This is a genomic window from Streptomyces sp. NPDC032126 (assembly GCF_055580085.1).
Map to the genome: position 1 here is coordinate 1,014,100 of NZ_JBVIMA010000001.1, position 20,207 is coordinate 1,034,306.

The 20,207-nt window shown below is 72.1% G+C and carries 17 protein-coding genes; 9 read left to right on the top strand and 8 right to left on the bottom strand.

Annotation, left to right across the window (positions count from 1 at the left end; genetic code table 11):
• Positions 1-7 precede the first annotated feature (7 nt).
• Entirely contained in the window at positions 8-1,876 is a 1,869-nt protein-coding gene (locus tag ACZ5NW_RS04245) for a glycoside hydrolase family 15 protein (RefSeq protein ID WP_468742980.1), read from the top strand.
• On the opposite strand, the gene ACZ5NW_RS04250 is transcribed toward ACZ5NW_RS04245, so the two are convergent.
• The 3 genes from ACZ5NW_RS04250 to galE form a co-directional block, all read right to left on the bottom strand.
• The gene (locus ACZ5NW_RS04250; protein WP_468742163.1) at positions 1,776-2,525 is read right to left on the bottom strand and encodes a class I SAM-dependent methyltransferase; all 750 of its coding nucleotides are present in this window, start codon (positions 2,523-2,525) and stop codon (positions 1,776-1,778) included. The genes ACZ5NW_RS04245 and ACZ5NW_RS04250 overlap by 101 nt on opposite strands.
• Positions 2,525-7,015, bottom strand: coding sequence for an aminotransferase class I/II-fold pyridoxal phosphate-dependent enzyme (locus ACZ5NW_RS04255; RefSeq protein WP_468742164.1), 4,491 nt, complete (start codon positions 7,013-7,015; stop codon positions 2,525-2,527). Before ACZ5NW_RS04255 ends, ACZ5NW_RS04250 begins: the two co-directional genes overlap by 1 nt.
• A 160-nt stretch (positions 7,016-7,175) precedes the next feature.
• Positions 7,176-8,237: a UDP-glucose 4-epimerase GalE gene (galE, locus tag ACZ5NW_RS04260; protein WP_468742165.1), complete on the bottom strand. Its 1,062-nt coding sequence runs from the start codon at positions 8,235-8,237 to the stop codon at positions 7,176-7,178.
• Positions 8,238-8,361: 124 nt separating this feature from the next.
• Here galE and ACZ5NW_RS04265 point away from each other — a divergent pair, with 124 nt between their 5' ends.
• The 3 genes from ACZ5NW_RS04265 (at position 8,362) to ACZ5NW_RS04275 (ending at position 10,998) form a co-directional block, all read left to right on the top strand.
• On the top strand, positions 8,362-8,934 hold the full coding sequence (locus ACZ5NW_RS04265) for a TetR/AcrR family transcriptional regulator (protein ID WP_468742166.1): 573 nt from the start codon (positions 8,362-8,364) through the stop codon (positions 8,932-8,934).
• A gap of 124 nt (positions 8,935-9,058) precedes the next feature.
• Positions 9,059-10,237: an acyl-CoA dehydrogenase family protein gene (locus ACZ5NW_RS04270; protein ID WP_468742167.1), complete on the top strand. Its 1,179-nt coding sequence runs from the start codon at positions 9,059-9,061 to the stop codon at positions 10,235-10,237.
• Positions 10,238-10,239: 2 nt separating this feature from the next.
• Positions 10,240-10,998: an SDR family NAD(P)-dependent oxidoreductase gene (locus ACZ5NW_RS04275; RefSeq protein WP_468742168.1), complete on the top strand. Its 759-nt coding sequence runs from the start codon at positions 10,240-10,242 to the stop codon at positions 10,996-10,998.
• Positions 10,999-11,053: 55 nt separating this feature from the next.
• On the opposite strand, the gene ACZ5NW_RS04280 is transcribed toward ACZ5NW_RS04275, so the two are convergent.
• Positions 11,054-11,812: a GntR family transcriptional regulator gene (locus tag ACZ5NW_RS04280; RefSeq protein WP_468742169.1), complete on the bottom strand. Its 759-nt coding sequence runs from the start codon at positions 11,810-11,812 to the stop codon at positions 11,054-11,056.
• Positions 11,813-12,078: 266 nt separating this feature from the next.
• On the opposite strand from ACZ5NW_RS04280, the gene ACZ5NW_RS04285 reads away from it, so the two are divergent.
• The 5 genes from ACZ5NW_RS04285 to ACZ5NW_RS04305 are packed head-to-tail and all read left to right on the top strand — an operon-like array spanning position 12,079 to position 16,608.
• Entirely contained in the window at positions 12,079-13,098 is a 1,020-nt protein-coding gene (locus tag ACZ5NW_RS04285) for a sugar ABC transporter substrate-binding protein (RefSeq protein WP_468742170.1), read from the top strand.
• A complete protein-coding gene (locus tag ACZ5NW_RS04290) occupies positions 13,098-14,174 on the top strand; it encodes an ABC transporter permease (RefSeq protein WP_468742171.1) in 1,077 nt (358 codons plus the stop codon). Before ACZ5NW_RS04285 ends, ACZ5NW_RS04290 begins: the two co-directional genes overlap by 1 nt.
• 5 nt (positions 14,175-14,179) lie before the next feature.
• Positions 14,180-15,094, top strand: coding sequence for an ATP-binding cassette domain-containing protein (locus tag ACZ5NW_RS04295; RefSeq protein WP_468742172.1), 915 nt, complete (start codon positions 14,180-14,182; stop codon positions 15,092-15,094).
• Position 15,095: 1 nt separating this feature from the next.
• A complete protein-coding gene (locus ACZ5NW_RS04300; RefSeq protein WP_468742173.1) occupies positions 15,096-15,998 on the top strand; it encodes a sugar phosphate isomerase/epimerase family protein in 903 nt (300 codons plus the stop codon).
• A gap of 49 nt (positions 15,999-16,047) precedes the next feature.
• Positions 16,048-16,608, top strand: a complete 561-nt coding sequence (locus ACZ5NW_RS04305; protein WP_468742174.1) for a GNAT family N-acetyltransferase — start codon at positions 16,048-16,050, stop codon at positions 16,606-16,608.
• Positions 16,609-16,617: 9 nt separating this feature from the next.
• On the opposite strand, the gene ACZ5NW_RS04310 is transcribed toward ACZ5NW_RS04305, so the two are convergent.
• From ACZ5NW_RS04310 to ACZ5NW_RS04325, 4 genes are all read right to left on the bottom strand, one after another.
• Complete coding sequence (locus ACZ5NW_RS04310; RefSeq protein ID WP_468742175.1) at positions 16,618-17,064, bottom strand: GNAT family N-acetyltransferase; 447 nt, start codon at positions 17,062-17,064, stop codon at positions 16,618-16,620.
• Between the two features lie 59 nt (positions 17,065-17,123).
• Positions 17,124-18,128, bottom strand: coding sequence for a Gfo/Idh/MocA family protein (locus tag ACZ5NW_RS04315; protein WP_468742176.1), 1,005 nt, complete (start codon positions 18,126-18,128; stop codon positions 17,124-17,126).
• Positions 18,129-18,194: 66 nt separating this feature from the next.
• Positions 18,195-18,971 carry an SDR family oxidoreductase gene (locus tag ACZ5NW_RS04320; protein ID WP_468742177.1) on the bottom strand — a complete coding sequence of 259 codons (777 nt, stop codon included), beginning with the start codon at positions 18,969-18,971 and terminating at the stop codon, positions 18,195-18,197.
• Positions 18,972-18,986: 15 nt separating this feature from the next.
• On the bottom strand, positions 18,987-20,156 hold the full coding sequence (locus ACZ5NW_RS04325) for a phytanoyl-CoA dioxygenase family protein (protein WP_468742178.1): 1,170 nt from the start codon (positions 20,154-20,156) through the stop codon (positions 18,987-18,989).
• Between the last annotated feature and the right edge of the window lie 51 nt (positions 20,157-20,207).

A 20,207-nucleotide genomic window follows, 5' to 3' on the forward strand; every position in this document is an offset into this window, starting at 1 on the left:
CGCCACCGTGCCGCCCACCGGCCTGCGGAGCCCGCCCGCCACGGGGCCGTCCGTCAAGAGCCCGCCCATCGAGGACTACGCCCTCATCGGCGATCTGGAGACCGCGGCCATGGTCGGCCGCGACGGCTCCGTCGACTGGCTGTGCCTGCCCCGCTTCGACTCGCCCGCCTGCCTGGCCGCCCTCCTCGGCACCGCCGAGCACGGCCGCTGGCGGGTGGCGCCGCACTCCGGCCCGGCCGTGTGCACCCACCGCGCCTACCGCCCCGACACCCTCGTCCTGGACACCTGGTGGCGTACCCCCACCGGCACGGTCCGGGTCACCGACTTCATGCCGCCCCGCACCCAACTGCCCTGCGTCGTCCGCCTGGTGGAGGGGCTGGCGGGCTGTGTTGCGGTGCGCAGCGAGCTGCGGCCCCGGTTCCACCAGGGGCGGGTGCTCCCGTGGATCCGCGTCGACGACCGCCGTACCGTGGCCGTCGCCGGACCCGACGCCCTGTGGCTGGGGGCCGAGGGGCCGGCCCGCGCCCGGGGCCGGGAGCACGCCGCCGTCGTCGACGCCGTCGTCCCGGCGGGCGGCCGCCTCGCCCTGACCCTCGTCTGGGCGCCCTCGCACCAGGACGAGGAACCCGCACCGCTCGCCGTCCCCGCCGAGACCGCGCTGAAGGAGACCGTCGACTTCTGGCACCGGTGGGCCGCCCGCTGCCGCTACGAGGGCCCCTGGCGGGACGCCGTGGTGCGCTCCCTGATCACCCTCAAGGCGCTCACCTACGGGCCCACCGGAGGCATCGTCGCCGCCCCCACCACCTCCCTGCCGGAGGAGATCGGCGGTGTGCGCAACTGGGACGACCGGCACTGCCGGCTGCGCGACGCCACCCTCACCCTGTCCTGCCTGCTGCACGGCGGCCACCGGGAGGAGGCCGCGGCCTGGCTGGACTGGCTGGTGCGCGCCCTCGCCGGAAACCCCGCCGACCTCCAGACCGAGTACGGCGTCGGCGGCCAGCGGCTGCTGTCGCAGACCGAGGCGTCCTGGCTGCCCGGCTACGCGGGCTCACGCCCGGTGCGCTTCGGCAACCCGACCGCCGGACAGTTCCAGCTCGACGTCTACGGCGAGGTGCTGGACGCCCTCTATCTGTCGCTGAGGGCGGGCATCCCCCCGCCGGAGCACGGCTGGGACGTGGTCGAGGCGCTGATGGGCTTCCTGGCGCGGCACTGGCGCGAGCCCGATCAGGGGCTGTGGCGGGTGCCCGGGCCCCGGCGGCAGTACACGCACTCCAAGGTGATGGCCTGGGTCGCCGCCGACCGCGCCCTGCGCATGGGCGAACTCCTGGGCCGCCAGGCCCCGTTCGCCGTGTGGCGGGCGCTGCGCGCCGAGGTGCGCCGACAGGTCTGCCGGGACGGCTGGGACCCCGTGCAGCGCTCCTTCGTCCAGGTCTACGGCGCGCCCGGTCTGGACGCCGCCACGCTGCTGCTGCCCCGGCTGGGCTTCCTGCCCGCCCACGATCCGCGCGTCCTCGGCACCGTGCGGGCGATGCGTGGCCTGGACCACGGCGGCTTCCTGGATCGCTATCCACCCGGCGGCGACGGACTCCCGGGCCGCGAGGGCGCGTTCGTCGCCTGCACCCTCTGGTACGCCGACGCGCTGGCCGGGTCGGGCCGTACGGCCGAGGCCCGCGAGGTCTTCGAGCGGGTGCTCGCCGTGCGCAACGACGTCGGTCTGCTGGCCGAGCAGTGGGACCCGGACGCCGGACGCCAACTGGGCAACGCCCCGCAGGCGTTCAGCCATGTCGCCCTGGCCGAGACCGCGTTCGCGCTGTCAGCAGGACCATCCCCGAGTCCCCGTAGTCCGGCAGCGTCGGATCGGCGTCGATCCGTGTGACGTCCAGCCGCTCGGTGAGCGGCGCGAACACCGCCCGCACGGTGTCCGGATCGACCGGACAGCCCGGCCAGCGCGAGGCGGGCCCGATGCGGTAGGTCGGCATGTTCTCCATGAACGCGGCGACCAGATGCCCGCCCGGTGCGACCGAGCGCGCGAAGTGCCCGCAGAACTCCTCGAACTCGGCGAAGTCCTCGGACGCGCCCTCGGCCACGAAGTGCATCGACGCCAGGCCGTACCGTCCCGAGGGCAGCGCCCGTACGTCCGCGTGGACCACGGACACCCGGGCCAGCGCCGTCGGTAGCCGCCCCGGCAGGTCCGGCAGCAGCTGCCGGCACCGCTCGTAGAAGGGCAGCCAGCTCGCGTCCGGCCCCCGCTCCAACTGCCCGGTCAGATAGGCGATGTTGGCCGCCCCCGTCTCCACCGCGTCGATATGGCGGCTGACCGAGGCGGCCAGCATCAGCGGATACAGGTTGGGTCCCGCGCCGAACTCCACGGACCGCTCGACGCCGTCCGGCCCGAGGGCGCGGTAGTAGGCGGCGTGGTGGGCGATGACCGCGGCGTCGCAGGGGTGCAGCTCCCGGTAGTTCTCGGCCAGGTAGTCGTCGACGGGCCAGCGGTCCCAGTCCACGTCGTCGTTGCGGGTCGGCATCACGAGGCGGGTTCCCGGTGGCGCAGGCCGAAGTGCCGGTCGAGGTCGGTCAGCGTGTCGTTGAGCGTGTCGATGTCCTCGTCCGAGTTCAGCGCCGTGAGCTGGACGCGGAAGCCGACCCGGTCGCGCGGGACCAGCGGATAGGCGGCCAGTGTGACGTAGACGCCGTGCTCCCACAGGAAGGAGCCGACCGCCTCCAGGTCGGACGGATCGGCCAACGGGATCTCCAGGATCGGCAGTTGGTCCTTGGCGGGGGTGTCCAGGCCGAGGTCGTGGACGCGGTCGAGCAGCCGCAGGGTCTTGCGGTGCAGGTCGGCGCGGATGGCGTCGCCCCGCCGGTCGTTGACCTCCAGGCCGGCCAGCGTGGTGGCCAGGGACGCGGTGGGGGAGGGCCCGGAGTACAGATAGGGGCCGGCGGCGATCTTCAGATGGTTCTTCAGGGCGGTCGGCAGGGCGAGGAAGGCCAGCAGCGACGAGTACGCCTTGGAGAATCCGGCGGCCAGCACCACGTTCTCGTACGACTCGCCGGTGTGCCGCACCACGCTGTTGCCGCGGCTGCCGTACGGGCACGGCTCGTCGGGCGAGCGCTCCCCGATGACGCCGAAGCCGTGCGCGTCGTCGACGTACAGCGTCGCGCCGTGCTCCCGGCAGATCGCGGCGAGCGTCGGCACGTCGGTGATGTTGCCGCTCATGCTGTCGACGCCGTCCACGCACACCAGGCGGGGTCCGTTCGCCGGCAACTCCCGCAGCTGGGCGGCGAGATGGCTCGGCCGGTCGGCGCGGAAGCGGTGCAGGGACGCACCCTGGGAGCGGGCGGCCACGCAGCCGTCGTAGACCGTGCGGTGGGCGGTGGCGTCCACGAACACATGGCCGTGGCCGGCGAGGATCGGGATCACCGACATGTGGATCAGGGTGAGGGTGGGCAGCAGCAGGGTGTCCGGCGCGCCGAGCAGGGCCGCGAGCCGCTCCTCGATCTGCGGGTAGAGCCGGGGGCTGCCCAGCAGCCGCGACCAGCTGGGGTGCGTGCCCCAGCGGCGCAGGGTGGGCTCGACCGCGTCGATGATCTCGGGATCGCAGTCGAAGCCGAGGTAGTTGCAGGAGGCGAAGTCGATCAGCCAGTGGTCGCCGCAGCGGATGTGCCGGCCGCGCACCTCGTCCAGCACCGCGTCGCTCATCGGACTGGACGCGCGCAGCCGTTCGAGATCGGCCCAGCGGGTGTCGCGCGGCACGTCCGGAACCGTGCGCAGGGAGGTGCGCGGGCGGGCCGGGGGCGTGCCGTTGTGCCGCACCGCCGCCTCGCCCTCCTCCAGCGTCATCGGCCGGGCGAACAGATAGCCCTGCCCGAAGCGGCACCCCATCGAGGTCAGCAGATCGCGCTGCGCCTGCTCCTCGATGCCCTCGGCGATCACCTGGAGGCCGAGGGTGTCGGCGATGTGCACGATGCCCTCGACGAGCGCGACCTGCTGCGGGTCGCGCGGGATGTCGTCGATGAACGACTTGTCGATCTTCAGGACGTCGACGGGGAACTCCCGCAGGTAGCGGAGCGAGGAGAACCCGGTGCCGAAGTCGTCCACCGCGATCCGCACCCCCAGGTCCTTCAGGTCCCGCACGACGTGGTCGATCAGCTCGTCGGGCGGCACCAGCACCGACTCGGTCAGCTCCAGTTGCAGCGAGCCGGGGGACAGCCCCGGGGTCTCCAGGGCCCGGCGCACCTCCCCGACGAAGCCCGCGTCGCGCCACTGCCGTCCGGAGACGTTGACGCTGACGTACGGCGGCGGCGCGGCCCGCGCGTGGTTCTGGAGGCGGGCCATGTCGGCGGTGGCGCTGCGCAGCACCCAGGCGCCCAGCGGGGTGATGTGGCCGGTCTCCTCGGCGAGCGGGATGAACTGGCCGGGCGGGACGGGACCGCGCCGGGTGTGCGGCCAGCGGGCCAGTGCCTCGAAGCCGACGATCTCGCCCGCGGTGATGTCGACGACCGGCTGGTAGCGCAGCGCGAACTCGTTGCGGGCGATGGCGTCGTCCAGCCGGGCCCGCAGATCGTGCCGCTCCGCCATCCTGAGCCGCAGCTGCGGCCGGAAGCGGCGCCACTGGCGTTTGCCGGCCGCCTTCGCCGCGTACAGCGCCAGGTCGGCGAGGGCGAGCAGTTCCTCGGCGTCCGCGCTGTCGCGGGCGGTGGCCACGCCCACGCTGGCGGAGACGCCCACCGTCTCACCGGTGAGCTGGAAGGGGCGGGTCAGGGTCTGGATGATCTGCGCGGCGAGCAGTTCGGCGTCCAGCGGCTGCCGGGCGTCCTCCATCAGCACCGCGAACTCGTCGCCGCCGAGGCGGGCCGCGGTATCGGTGCGGCGCAGGGTCTCCGACAGGCGCTCGGCCACCGCCCGCAGCAGACGGTCGCCGACGGAGTGGCCCAGCGTGTCGTTGACGATCTTGAAGTCGTCCAGGTCGACGAAGAGCAGGCAGGTCAGCGTGGACTCGCGGCGGCCGCGCAGCAGGGCGCGGCCGGTGCGCTCCAGCAGCAGCGTGCGGTTGGGCAGGCCGGTGAGGGAGTCGTGGAAGGCCCGCTGGGTCAGCTCGTGCTCCAGCTGGCGCTGCTCGGTGACGTCCCGCAGGGTGACCACCAGGCCGCCGACCGTCTCGTCCCGCCGCAGGTCGCGGCAGCGCACCTCCACCTCGATCCGGACCCCGCCCCGGTGCACCCACCAGTGGTCGTGGGTCTCCTGGCGCCCGTCGGCGCCCAGGGAGGCCAGGGTGCGCTGGACGCGGACGCGGTCGTCCGGGTCCACCAGGTCGCGCAGCGCCGTGCCCTCCAGGTCCGCGCTGCCGAAGACGGCACGGGCGGAGGGGCTGGCGTAGCGGACGGTGGTGTCGTCGTTGACGATCAGGATGACGTCGGAGGCGTGGCGCACGAGGGTGCGGAAGTACGCCTCGCTCTCCTTGCGGCTGATCTCCCGCCGCAGCGCGACCCGCTCCGCGGCGAGCCCCGCGTGCGAGGCGAGGATCTCCAGCGAGCCCCGGATCTCGGCGAGCCGCCGCTCCGGTCCGGCGGCGAGGAGGGCTCCGGCGGACTCGGCGCTGGTGGGGCGGTCGGGATGCACCATCGGGCACAGCAGGGCGGTCGGCAGGGTCCCGAGCCGGGCGGCGAGCGGCGCCGCGAGCCGGGGGACGGGGACGAGCAGGGCCCCGGGCAGAATGCCCCGGCCGACCGGACCCGGGGCCCGGCCCGGCGCGCTCGGGAGACCGACGAGCCCGGCCTCACGACCCGCCCCGGCCGTTTCTGTGCCGTCGCCGCCGGGTGTCTCGGCCGCCGTGGGCGCGGTCGCGGCCGGGGGCTCCGGGTTGGCCGGTTCCGGCGGGTGGGCCCGGTGGCCGAGCTTCGCGTACGCCTCGTGGGCCTCGCCGGCCGGGAGGAGGAGGGTCATGTGCGGGGTGTCCGAGCCGACGAGCGCGGTGACCGCGGCCTCGCAGGAGCGGGCGATGTCCTGGCCGCTCATCGCCGCCACCAGGGACGCCGTCGCCGTCCGCAGGGTCTGCTCGCGGCTGACGGCCTTGCGGTGGGCCACGGCCATGCTCGCCAGGCGCAGGATCACCAGGACGAACAGGGCGCTGGAGACGGCGGCGAGCACGGTCGCGTCGGGGACGGTGTCGAGGGGCTCCTCGAACAGCAGCACCCCGGGCACGACGAGGGTGGCCGCGGTGAGCAGCAGCAGACGGCGGAAGGGCGGCAGCAGGGTCGGGGGCAGGGGCTCCGGTTCGGTCAGGCGCCGCATCGAGGGGTGCAGGGCGGCCAGTCCCCACGCCGTGTAGAAGACGATCCACCCGGTGTCCAGCAGCGTGCCCGTCTGCCAGCTGCCGTTGAGCTGGAGGATGCCGTACGCGATGTCGAAGCACAGCAGCGTCACCGTGCCCACGACCAGCAGCTGCACGGAGCGATTGCGGCCGGAGACGGTGCCCGGGGCGAGCAGCCGGGCCAGCATCGCCAGCACCAGCACGTCGCCGAGCGGATAGGCGATGCTGATGGCCCGCTGCTGCCAGGTCAGCCCGTCCAGCATGGTCAGCGGCTGCACCAGATAGACCCAGATCGGCAGGGCCAGTCCGGCGGTGATGATCAGCGCGTCCAGCAGGCTGGGCAGATCGCGGTCGGCCCACCGGTAGTGGACGAGCCCGAACAGCCCGGCGGCGAACAGCGGATAGACGGCGAGGTAGCAGGCGTCGGAGGGGGAGGGGAAGGGGTTGGACGCCGCGAAGTACTGCTCCTGGACGTTGTAGTACGTGTCCCCGGCGGTGAAGGCGAGCAGCCCCGCGGCGAGCGCCAGCCAGGGCCAGCGGTGCGCGGGCCGGTGCATCCGCACTCCGATCAGCACGGCCGTGACCCCACTGAGCCCGATCAGCGCCCAGAGCACCGACAGAAAGCTGGGCACCGTCAGGTACAGGATGGCGACGGTCGCCGCCACGGAGAGATGGGCGGCCATCACCCGGCGGGATCTCGGCATGGGCAACGCCTCCCCCAGGCGGCGGACACCGGGTGGCGGCGGCGCGTGGATCCGGGCTGTGCGTCCGATCCTAGGCACGCCCCGCTCGCGGTCGCATCCTGTGCCGAATCCCCGCACAATGCCTCGCCACCCTCGCTCTCTCTCCGACGAGCGGGCCCGCTCATCGCTCCTTGGCCTCTGGCCGCCGTGCCGAGTCCTCGTATCCATGGGGATTGAGCCGCTGGAAACGCCAGGAGTCCCGGCACATGGCGTCCAGATCCCGGGTCGCCCGCCAGCCCCAGGCGCGCTCCACCGCGCCGGGGTCGGCGACGAGTTCGGCCACGTCGCCGGGGCGCCGGGGCGCGGCCTCGTACGGCACCGGCCGTCCGCAGGCCCGCGAGAACGCGTCGACCACCTCCAGGACCGTGCACCCCCGTCCGACGCCGAGGTTGTACACCCGCAGTCCGGGTGCGTCGGAGAGGTGGTCCAGCGCCACGCGGTGCGCCTCGACGGTGTCCATGACGTGCAGATAGTCCCGTACGGCCGTGCCGTCGCGGGTGGGGTAGTCGGTGCCGTGGACGCGCAGCCGCTCCCTGCGCCCCACGGCGACCTGGGCGACGTACGGCATGAGGTTCTCCGGTGTGCCGCGCGGGTCCTCGCCGAGCAGCCCGCTGGGGTGGGCGCCGACGGGGTTGAAGTAGCGCAGGCACAGCACGGAGTACTCGGGGCGGCGCCGGCAGACGTCGCCGAGGATCTGCTCGCACAGCCACTTCGACGTCGCGTAGGGGTTGGTGGGCCGGGCCGGGGTGGACTCGTCGAGCGGTCCGGGGCCGGCGTCGCCGTAGACGGAGCAGGACGAGGAGAACACCATCCGGTGCACGCCGTGGTCCCGCATGGTGCGCAGCAGCGCGGTGGTGCCGCCGACATTGGTGTCGTAGTACTCGACCGGTGCGCGCGTGGAGTCGCTCACCGACTTCTGCGCGGCGAAGTGCAGCACCGCGTCCACCGAGTGCCGGGCGAAGACGGCGGACAGGGCCCGCCGGTCGCGTATGTCCAGCTCGTACACCGCTCCCACGAAACGGCCGGCGACCCGCTCCACGCGCGCGTAGACCTGCGGCGAGCTGTTGGAGTAGTCGTCGACCGCGATGACCTCGTAGCCGTGGTCGAGCAACTCCACACACGCGTGACTGCCGATGAACCCGGCGCCGCCGGTGACCAGCACGGTGGTGGTGGGTGCGCTCATGGACCGGCTCCCACAATGTACGTTTACGGTGTAAATCGCCTCTCCGTACGACTGTGCGCCCCTCCCGGCCGCCAGTCAAGGGCCGTCCGTCCGCTCATCCGTGCGGCGCGGATAGGCTGGGATCATGCCGCGCACCCGTCGTACGGCCCGACAGGCCGACCTGCTGGAACGACTCGTCGCGCTGCTGGCGGCAGAGGGCTTCTCCGACCTCACCCTCGACGACCTCGCCGAGCGGCTGCGCTGTTCCAAGACCACGCTGTACCAGCTCGCCCGCAGCAAGCAGGGGCTGGTCGTGGAGGCCGTCAAGCACTACTTCCGCGGTGCCACCGAGGCCGTCGAGAAGCGCGTCGCCCAGACCGCCGAGCCGTCCGACCGGGTGCGCGCCTATCTGACCGCCGTCGCCGAACAGCTGCGGCCGCTCTCCCGCCGGTTCCTCGACGACGTGGCCCACTTCCCGCCCGCGCGCGAGGTGTACGAGGCCAACACGCGCTGGGCGGCGGACCGGGTGCGTCAGCTGATCGCCGAGGGCGTCTCCGACGGCGCCTTCCGGGACGTGCACGCCGCGTTCGTGGGCGAGGTGGCCGCGGCGACCATGCGCCAGATCCAGCAGGGGGAGCTGGGGGTGCGCACCGGCCTGAGCGACGCGGAGGCGTACGAGCAGCTCGCGTCGCTGATCGTGCACGCCGTCGCGCCCTGACGCCCCCGAGAACCCCGAGAACCGACCGTTATCGGACTGTGTACCCGTCTCGCGTTGCGCCCGGCTTCCGTACTGGGAATGATACGTTCGTACTCATTCCAGTATCACTTTCGTGGAGGTCGCCATGCCTGCCACTCGCGCCCTGCCGACCGAGGAAGCCGTTCAGCTCATCCAGCTGACGCGCACCCTCGCCGCCAAGGAACTCGCACCCCGGGTTGCCGAGGCGGAGGCGGACGGGGTCTTCCCGCGTGACGTCTTCCGCACGCTCGGCCGCAGCGGACTGCTCGGTCTGCCCTTCGCCGAGGAGCACGGCGGGGCCGGCCAGCCGTACGAGGTCTACCTCCAGGTCCTGGAGGAGATCGCGGCGGTGTGGTCCAGCGTCGCCGTCGGCGTCTCCGTGCACGCGCTGTCCTGTTTCCCGCTCGCCCGCTTCGGCACCGAGGAGCAGCGCGCGAAATGGCTGCCGGAGCTGCTCGGCGGTGAACTCCTCGGCGCCTACTGCCTGTCCGAGCCGCACGCCGGATCCGACCCCGCCGCGATGCGCACCCGAGCGGTCCGCGACGGCGACTCCTACGTCCTCGACGGCGCCAAGGCGTGGACCACCCACGGCGGTTACGCCGACTTCTACACGGTCATGGCCCGCACCTCCGACGACCGCACGCACGGCATCTCCTGCTTCCTGGTGCCGGCCGACACGCCCGGCCTGAGCGCCGACCCGCCGGAGCGGAAGATGGGTCTGACCGGCTCCGCCACCGCGACCATGCGCCTCGACGGCGTCCGGGTGCCCGTCGAGCGACGCATCGGCGAGGAGGGCGAGGGCCTGAGGATCGCGCTGGCCTCGCTGGACTGCGGCCGGCTCGGCATCGCCGCGGTCGCCGCGGGCCTCGCCCAGGGCGCCCTCGACCACGCCGTGCGCTACGCCCGCGAGCGGGAGACCTTCGGCAAGCCGATCATCGAGCACCAGGGACTCGCCTTCGTGCTCGCCGACATGGGCGCCGCCATCGAGTCGGCCCGGGCCACCGCGCTGGCCGCCGCACGGCTGAAAGACCAGGGGCTGCCTTTCACCCGCGAGGCGTCGATTGCGAAACTCGTGGCGACCGACAATGCGATGAAGGTGACCACGGACGCGGTGCAGGTGCTCGGCGGATACGGATACACGCGCGACTTCCCCGTCGAGCGCTACATGCGCGAGGCCAAGGTCATGCAGATCTTCGAAGGAACCAACCAGATCCAGCGCCTGGTCATCTCCCGGGCGCTGGACCGGAGCGAGGGCGGTGTGCTCACCGTCCTCGGCAAGGAGTGAGGATGCAGCTCGACAACACCGCCGCCCTCGTCACCGGCGGTGCGTCCGGTCTCGGCGCGGCCACCGCGAAGGCCCTCGCCGAGCGCGGGGCCCGGGTCTTCGCGCTCGACCTGAAGGACGGCATCGACAAGGCGCCCGAGGTGCCCGGCGTGACCTATGTGGCCGCCGACGTCACCGACCCCGAGCAGGTCCGCGCCGCCGTCGCCACCGCGGCCGGCTCGGGGGTGCCGCTGCGCACGGTCGTCAACTGCGCCGGGATCGGCCCGTCGATGCGCATCGTCGGCAAGCGCGGCGTGCACGACCTCGCCCTGTACGCCAAGATCGTCCAGATCAACCTGATCGGCACGTTCAACGTGCTCGCGCTCGCCGCCGAGGCCATCGCCGAGACGGAGGCCGACGAGAACGGGCAGCGGGGTGTCGTCGTGAACACCGCGTCCATCGCCGCCTACGACGGCCAGATCGGCCAGGCCGCCTACGCCTCCTCCAAGGGCGGCGTCGTCGGGCTGACCCTGCCGGCGGCGCGCGACCTGGCGCAGTACGGCATCCGGGTGTGCACCATCGCCCCGGGCATCGTGGAGACGCCGATGCTGGCCACGGTGTCCGAGGAGTTCCGCGCCGGGCTCGCGGCCGGCGTCCCCTTCCCGCGCCGCCTGGCGCAGCCCGAGGAGTACGCCAAGCTCGCCCTGACGATCGTGGACCACGACTACCTCAACGGCGAGACCATCCGCATGGACGGCGCCCTGCGGATGGCTCCGCGGTAGGCCGGATTTTCGTCTGCGGGTGCGCTGTGGCTGGTCGCGCAGTTCCCCGCGCCCCTCAAGGTCGGACCAGTAGCTGGAAGTCGAAGGAGTACCGGGACGCGCGGTAGATGTGCGTCCCGTACTCGACCGGGCGCCCGGTGTCGTCGTACGCCGTGCGCTGCATGGTCAGCAGGGCCGCCCCCTCCTTCTCGTCGAGGCGGGCGGCCTCCTCGGCGGTAGCCGAGCGGGCGCCGATCGTCTGGTGGGCGCTGTGCAGGGTGATCCCCGCCGCCCGCAGCATCCGATACAGGCCCGTCGTGCGTAGTCGCCCGCTGTCGAGGTCCAGCAGGCCCGGCGGCAGATAGTTGCACAGCAGGGCAACCGGCTGGCCGTGGGTGCGGCGCAGCCGCTCCAGGACGGTCACCTCGCTGCCCTCCGCGAGCCCGAGCGCGGCCGCGACATCGGCGGGCGCCGGGATCCGTTCGTCGCGCACCACCTCCGTGGTCGGTCCCTGCCCGGCCGCCTCCAAGTCGTCGTAGAGGCTGCTCAGTTCGAGCGGACGCTTCACCTGGCTGTGCACCACCTGGGTGCCGACCCCGCGCCGGCGCACCAGCAGTCCCTTGTCGACGAGCGACTGGATCGCCTGGCGGACCGTGGGCCGGGACAGGCCCAGCCGGGTCGACAGATCGATCTCGTTGCCCAGGAGGTTGCCCGGGGCCAGCGCCCCGTGCTCGATCGCCGCCTCCAACTGCTGTGCGAGCTGGTAGTAGAGCGGGACCGGGCTGGCGCGGTCCAGGACCAGACGCAGCCCCTCCAGCGCGGAGGTCTTGGCCATCGTGGGGGCACCTCCCCGGGTCGGTGGGTGACGCGAGCACGTACGGGGTAGAGATCGCTCCCTCAGATGTAGGCGGCCCGACTCGCCCTGTCAATACTTTGTGCTTACATTCGGACCTGCTCGTGAAATGATGTCTTAACAAAGTATTGACAGTGGGCGCGTCAGGGGATTGGATCCCGTCCCAACAGCGCACGAGCCGCGTCCGGGGCGCCCCGCCCCGTCGATATCCCGTCGTTTCCCCCGCAGCACAGTGAGGTGCAGGAAAGATGGACCGCTCTTCTTCCGCCCGATCCCGCAGAATCGCCCCGGTCGTGGCCATGGCCGCGGCGGTGGCCCTGACCCTCGCAGGCTGCTCCAGCAGCTCCGGCGGCAAGAAGGCCGAGGAGAGCGCGGGCGGCGCCTCGGCGGGCAAGGCGAACACCCCGCAGATGACCGTGGCGCTGGTGACCCACCAGTCGCCCGGCGACACCTTCTGGGACATCGTCCGCAAGGGCGCCGAGGCCGCCGCCGCCAAGGACAACGTCAAGCTGGTCTACTCCGCCGACCCGAGCGCGGGCGGTCAGGCCAACCTGGTGCAGAACGCCATCGACCAGAAGGTCGACGGCATCGCCGTCACCCTCGCCAAGCCGGACGCCCTCAAGGACGTCATCGCCAAGGCGACGGCCGCGAAGATCCCCGTCGTCGGCCTCAACTCCGGGGTGAGCGAGTGGAAGAAGCTCGGCCTGCTGGAGTTCTTCGGGCAGGACGAGTCGGTGGCCGGCGAGGCCCTCGGCAACAAGCTGAACTCCCTCGGCGCCAAGAAGGCCGTCTGTGTCATCCAGGAGCAGGGCAACATCGGTCTCACCCAGCGCTGTGACGGTGTGAAGAAGACCTTCTCCGGCTCCATCGAGAACCTCTACGTCAACGGCACCGACCAGCCCTCCGTGAAGTCGACGATCACCGCCAAGCTCAGCCAGGACAAGTCGATCGACCACATCGTGACGCTCGGCGCGCCCATCGCGCTGACCGCCGTGCAGTCGGTGTCCGACGCCGGCAGCAAGGCCAAGATCGCCACCTTCGACCTCAACAAGGATCTGACGGGCGCCATCAGCAAGGGCACGGTGGAGCTGGCGGTCGATCAGCAGCCGTACCTCCAGGGCTACCTGGCGATCGACTCGCTGTGGCTCTACAAGAACAACGGCAACTACATGGGCGGCGGGGAGCAGCCGGTGCTCACCGGTCCGGCCTTCGTCGACAAGTCCAACGTCGACACGGTCGCCGCGTTCGCCGCGAAGGGCACCCGGTGATGAGCATGGCTCAGCACGCCGAGCCGGCGGTGACCACACCGCCGGCCCCCGGCCCGCGGCAGTCCGACGGCCGGACCTCCCAACGCCCGCTCCCGCTGCGGCTGCTGGCCCGCCCCGAGGTGGGCGTGTTCCTCGGCGCCGTCGCCGTGTACGTGTTCTTCCTCATCGCGGCCTCGCCGGTGCGCGAGGCCAGCTCGATGGCGAACATCCTCTACCAGTCGTCCACCATCGGGATCATGGCCCTGCCGGTGGCGCTGCTGATGATCGGCGGGGAATTCGACCTCTCCGCCGGTGTCGCCGTCATCACCTCGGCGCTCACCGCGTCCATGCTCAGCTACCAACTCACCATGAACGTGTGGGTCGGTGTGATCGTCGCGCTGCTCGTGTCGCTGGCGATCGGCGCGTTCAACGGCTGGATGCTGGTCAAGACGGGCCTGCCGAGCTTCCTCGTCACCCTCGGCACCTTCCTGATCCTGCAAGGCGTCAACCTCGCGGTGACCAAGCTCGTCACCGGCAACGTCGCCACCGACGACATCAGTGACATGGACGGCTTCGACCAGGCCAAGAAGGTCTTCGCCTCCTCCTTCGAGGTGGGCGGCGTCCAGGTGAAGATCACCATCATCTGGTGGCTGGTCTTCGCGGCGCTGGCCACCTGGGTGCTGCTGCGCACCAGGTACGGCAACTGGATCTTCGCCGTCGGCGGCAACAAGGAGTCCGCGCGGGCCGTCGGCGTCCCCGTCACCTTCACCAAGATCTCCCTGTTCATGCTGGTCGGCTTCGGCGCCTGGTTCGTCGGCATGCACCAGCTGTTCTCCTTCAACACCGTCCAGTCCGGCGAGGGCGTCGGCCAGGAGCTGATCTACATCGCCGCGGCCGTCATCGGCGGCTGCCTCCTCACCGGCGGCGCCGGCTCCGCGATCGGACCGGTCTTCGGCGCCTTCATGTTCGGCATGGTCCAGCAGGGCATCGTGTACGCCGGCTGGAACCCCGACTGGTTCAAGGCCTTCCTCGGCGTCATGCTCCTCGGCGCCGTCCTGATCAACTTGTGGGTCCAGCGCACGGCGACCCGGAGGTGACGCACATGACCAGCAACGGAACCGGGGCGCACGGCGCGATCGTCATGGACACCGCCCCCGAGGGCGGCGACGGGGCACTCGTCGAACTGCGCAACGCCGGCAAGTCCTACGGCAACATCCGCGCCCTGCACGGCGTCGACCTCCAGGTCCACCCCGGCAAGGTCACCTGCGTCCTCGGCGACAACGGCGCCGGCAAGTCCACCCTCATCAAGATCATCTCCGGGCTGCACCAGCACACCGAGGGCGACTTCCTCGTCGACGGCCGGCCCGTGCGCTTCTCCACCCCGCGCGAGGCGCTGGACAAGGGCATCGCCGCGGTCTACCAGGACCTGGCGACGGTCCCGCTGATGCCGGTGTGGCGGAACTTCTTCCTCGGCTCCGAGATGACCAAGGGCCCCTGGCCGGTACGCCGGCTCGACATCCCCCGGATGAAGAGGACCGCGGACGAGGAACTGCGCAACATGGGCATCGTCCTGGACGACCTGGAGCAGCCCATCGGCACGCTGTCCGGCGGCCAGCGCCAGTGCGTCGCCATCGCCCGGGCCGTCTACTTCGGCGCGCGCGTGCTCATCCTCGACGAGCCCACCGCCGCCCTCGGCGTCAAGCAGTCCGGCGTCGTCCTGAAGTACATCGCCGCCGCCCGCGACCGCGGTCTCGGCGTCATCTTCATCACCCACAACCCCCACCACGCCTACATGGTCGGCGATCACTTCAGCGTCCTGCGCCTGGGCACCCTCGAACTCTCCGCCTCCCGCGACCAGGTCAGCCTCGAGGAACTCACCAACCACATGGCCGGAGGCGCCGAACTCGCCGCACTCAAGCACGAGTTGTCCCAGGTGCGGGGCGTCGACGTGGAGGAGCTGCCGGAGGAGCGGGACCTGACCGCGCCGGTGCTGAAGACGCCGGAAGGAACCGAGTGACATGCCCGAAGAGCTCGACCGCATCCGGGTCGGATCCGCCCCCGACTCCTGGGGCGTGTGGTTCCCCGACGACCCCCGGCAGGTGCCGTGGGAACGCTTCCTGGACGAGGTGTCCGAGGCCGGCTACTCCTGGATCGAACTCGGCCCCTACGGCTATCTGCCGACCGACCCGGCCCGCCTCACCGACGAGGTCGCCCGGCGGAACCTGAAGGTGTCCGCGGGCACGGTCTTCACCGGCCTGCACCGGGGCCCCTCCGTCTGGGAGTCCACCTGGGCCCACGTCAGCGAGGTCGCCGCGCTCACCCAGGCCATGGGCGCGCGCCACCTGGTGGTCATCCCGTCCTTCTGGCGCGACGACAAGACCGCCGAGATCCTGGAGCCACCCGAGCTCACGGCCGAGCAGTGGGCCCATCTCACCAAGGGCATGGAACGCCTCGGGCACGAGGTGAGGGAGACCTACGGCCTGGACCTCGTCGTCCACCCGCACGCCGACACCCACATCGACACCGCGGCGCACGTCGAGCGCTTCCTGGACTCGACCGACACCGAGCTGGTCAACCTCTGCCTGGACACCGGGCATTACGCCTACTGCGGCGGCGACAGCGTCGAACTGATCGAGACCTACGGCGAGCGCATCGGCTATCTGCACCTCAAGCAGGTCGACCCGGAGATCCTGGCCGACGTCCGTGCGAACGGCGTTCCCTTCGGACCGGCGGTCCAGCGCGGGGTGATGTGCGAACCACCCTCCGGCGTACCGGCGTTGGAGCCGGTGCTGGCGGCCGCGCAGAAGCTGGGCGTGGAGCTGTTCGCGATCGTCGAGCAGGACATGTACCCGTGCGAGCCGGACAAGCCGCTCCCCATCGCCACCCGGACCCGCCGGTTCCTGAGGTCCTGCGGGGCATAAGCGGCGGCGGTCCACGCGAGATCCGAGAAAGAGCCCTAGTCTCGGGCGCATGGACGAGATCGCCGTACGCCGGGACATACACCTGGAGGCCGACGCCACCGCGTCGGCCTCCGCGCTGCGCCTGCGCCCCTGGCAGCCCCAGGACGCGCCGGAACTGGTCGCGTTGTGCCGGGACCCGGCGCTGCGCCGCTGGACGAGCATCGCCGTGGACGACGAGGCGGACGCCCGGGCGTGGGTGCGCGAGCAGGAGCGGGGCCGGGAGTCGGGGGACCGGCTGGCGTTCGCCCTCGTGGAGGACGGGCGGGGGATCGTCGGGGGCGCGGTCCTCAAGGACCTGGCCGCCGGCGGCGACCGTGCGGAGGTGGGCTACTGGACCGCCGCCCACGTCCGCGGCCGGGGCATCGCCCCGCGGGCCCTGGGCGCCCTGACCGACTGGGCGTTCGGCGCGCTGCCCGCGCTCGACCGCCTCGATCTCCTCCACCAGGTGGACAACGCGGCGTCCTGCCGGGTCGCGCAGAAGGCCGGATACGCCTTCGAGGCCCAGCTGCCCGCCGCGCCCCCGGACTTCCCGCTGGACGGCCATCTCCATGTCCGCCACCGGGCGGGCTGAGGCCGGGGCTCAGACCGGCAGTTCGCGCCGGAACACCACCATCGGCCGGCCGGGCCCGTTGTAGTCCTCCACCACCTCAGCGGCGAAGCCCAGGCCGCGGTGGAAGCCGATCGAGCCGGTGTTGGTGACCGATGTGATCGCCTTGAGGCGTACGGCGCCCTGCTCGCGGGCCGCCTCCTCGAAGGCCGCGTACAGGGCGCGGCCCAGCCCGGTGCCACGGCTGTCGTCGCGGGTCGCGATCAGATGGACGTAACCGGTGCCGTCCGGGGTGACGAAGCCGATGACGTAGCCGCGGATGCCCGCGCCGTCGCGGGCGACGAGACAGGTCCGGCCGAACTCCTGGACCAGCGCCGTGAGATGGAGCGCGCGCAGATCGCGCTCGCCCCAGTAGCGGGAGTGGTCGGCGAGGACCTGGTGGAGGTCGGTGACATCGGCGGGGGTGATCTCCGGGCTCATGGGCCGAGCATGACAGGGGGGCACGTGTCGCCCACGTGCCCCCCCGGTGCTCGTAGGGCCTACGCGCCCCGCACCTCCGCGATCGTCACCGGCCGGTGCTCGTGCAGCGACAGGGTGCACGCGTCCGCGATCCAGCCCGCCTCCAGGGCGTCCTCGATCGTGCACGGGGAGGGCCGGGTGCCGGCCACCACCTCGGTGAACGCGGTGAGTTCAGCTCGGTAGGCCGCGGTGAAGCGGTCCATGAAGAAGTCGTGCGGGGTGCCGGACGGGAAGGTGACCCCCGGCTCGACCGAGCGCAGCGGCAGCTTGTCCTCCAGGCCCACCGCGATGGAGTCGTCGAAGCCGTGGATCTCCATGCGGACGTCGTAACCCCGGCCGTTGTGGCGGCTGTTGGAGACCACCGCGATGGTGCCGTCGTCCAGGGTGAGCATCGCGCCGGTGGTGTCGGCGTCGCCCGCCTCCTTGATGTAGTCCGCGCCCCGGTTGCCGCCCACCGCGTACACCTCGGTCACCTCGCGGCCGGTCACCCAGCGGATGATGTCGAAGTCGTGGACGGAACAGTCGCGGAAGATGCCACCCGAGGCGGCCACGTACGCCGCCGGCGGGGGCGCCGGGTCCAGCGTGGTCGAGCGGACCGTGTGCAGCGTGCCCAGCGCGCCGGACCGGACCGCGGCCCGCGCGGCGACGAAGCCCGCGTCGAAGCGGCGGTTGTAGCCGATCTGGATCGGCACGGCACTGCCCCGGACGGCCTTGAGCACCTCCACGCCCTCGTTCATGGTCCTCGCGACGGGCTTCTCGCAGAAGACGGGGACGCCGGCCTCGACGCCGGCGAGGATCAGGGCCGGGTGGGCGTCGGTCGCCGCGGCGACGACGATGCCGTCGACCCCGGCGGCCAGCAGGGCCTCCGGCGAGTCCGCCACCTCGGCGCCGAATCGTTCCGCCGCCGCCTTGGCGGCGTCCGTGAAGGGGTCGGTGACGACGAGCGAGTCGACGGCGTCGAGCCCGGAGAGGGTCTCGGCGTGGAAGGCGCCGATGCGGCCGAGGCCGAGGATTCCGATACGCATGGGGGTGCAGCTCCTCAGATGTGGTGCGAAGGGTGGTGCTGGTGCGTGGACGGCGCGTCCGAGGGCCTAGTCGAGTCCGCCGAGGACGTTCTGATCCCAGTCGATCACCGATCCCGTGACCACGCCCGACCGGTCGGACAGCAGGAAGACCACGAAGTCGGCGATCTCGTCCGGTTGGCCGAGCTTGCCCATCGGCAGCCGGGCGGCCGCCTGTTCACGCCAGTCGTCACCGGCGCCGTGGAAGGCCCGCTGGGTGGCGTCCTCGCCCTCGGTCGCCGTCCAGCCGATGTTCAGGCCGTTGATCCGGACCCGGTCGAAGCGGTGGGCGTGCGCCGCGTTGCGGGTCAGGCCGATCAGCCCCGCCTTCGCGGCGACGTACGGGGCGAGGAACGGCTGCCCGCCGTGCGCCGACGACGTGATGATGTTGACGATCGTGCCGGGCGCCCGACGGCTCACCATGTCGGCGACCGCGGCCTGCATGGCGAAGAACGGCCCCTTGAGGTTGATCGCGATGTGCTGGTCGAAGAGTTCCGGCGTGGTGTCCAGCAGCGTGCCGCGCGTGGTGAGGCCGGCGGAGTTGACCAGGCAGTCGATCCGGCCGTACGCGTCGACGACCTCCGCGACGGCCGACCTGGCCTGGTCGGCGTCGGAGAGATCGGCCTGCACGTACATCGCCTTGCCCCCGGCGGCCGCCAGCTCGGTCACCAGCGCCTCGCCCGGTTCGGGGCGGCGCCCGGTGACGGCCACGACCGCTCCCTCGCGCACCGCGGCCCGCGCGATCGCGGCGCCCACGCCCTGGCTGCCGCCGTTGACGAGGACGATCCTGTCGTCGAGAAGTCCCATGGCGGACCCGTCCCTTCAGCTCGTCCGTCGCTCGGCGTCCGCCCTGAGCGCGCCCCGCAGGGCCTCGGGCGTCCACCGCTCGCGCAGGGCCCGCCGTACGGTGTCGGCCTGGGCGGGCGGGGCCAGGCCGTCAACCGGCGGGTCGCTGTCGAGGTTGGTGGGGAAGGGGTAGCCCTCGGCGCTCGCGCGGACCACCCGCTCCAGCCACGCCTCGTCCGCGCCCCGCGCAGCCCGCTCCAGCAGCACCGGGTAGACCGCGTTCACGACCGCCTCCCGGTCGACCGTCTCCATCGCCCGGCCGAACGCCGAGGACACCTGGAGGAGGTTCGCGACCCGCCGCACGGTCGTGGTGCGGTTGGTGCCGGCCGCGTGGAACACCGCCGGGTTGAAGAACACCGCGTCGCCCCGGGACAGCGGCAGCTGGACGCGGTGCGCGTCGAAGTACGCCTGGAACTCCGGGAGCCGCCAGGCGAGATACCCCGGCTCGTACGTCTGGGAGTACGGCAGGTAGAGCGTCGGGCCCGACTCCAGCGGCATGTCGCCGTGGGCCACCGCGCCCTGGAGGGTCAGCACGGGGGAGAGCCGGTGGACGTGCGCCGGGTAGGCGGCCGCCGTCGTGTTGGAGAGGAAACCGAGGTGGTAGTCGCGGTGCGGGGTCTGCGCGGCGCCGCCCGGGTTGACCACGTTGACCTGCGCGGTGATCTGGTAGCCGGGGCCGAGCCAGGCCTGTGAGACCAGCGCGACGACGTCGTTGCCGTAGTAGTCGGCGAAGGCGTCGGCGTCGAGGAGGGCCGCCTTCTCCAGCGCGTTCCACACCCGGTCGTTGGCGCCGGGGGCGGCGAAGTGGTCGCCGGACGTCCCGCCCGAGGCGTGCTGCTCGGCGATCAGCGTGTCGAAGACCTCCGTCATCCGGTCCACCACGGCCGGGTCGGGGAACGCGCCCCGGAACACCACCACGCCGGGCCCGTCGGCCAGCGCCCGCACGAGTTCCGTACGGATCCGGTGGCCGTCGGCCGCGCGCAGCCGGTCGCTGTCGTAGACCAGGACGTTGTCCGCGACCGACGCCGCGTGCGGGTAGTCGGCGAGGTCGGTGGCGCGCTCGACGAGTGGCCGGAAGGCGTCGAGGTCGCAGTCCCGCTCGGTGAACCAGGCCGAGGCCGCCGGGGATGCCAAGGAGGAGGACATCGTCGTCCTTTCGGTCACGGTCACGGGAGGTGACGCGGCTCTGTCATTCTT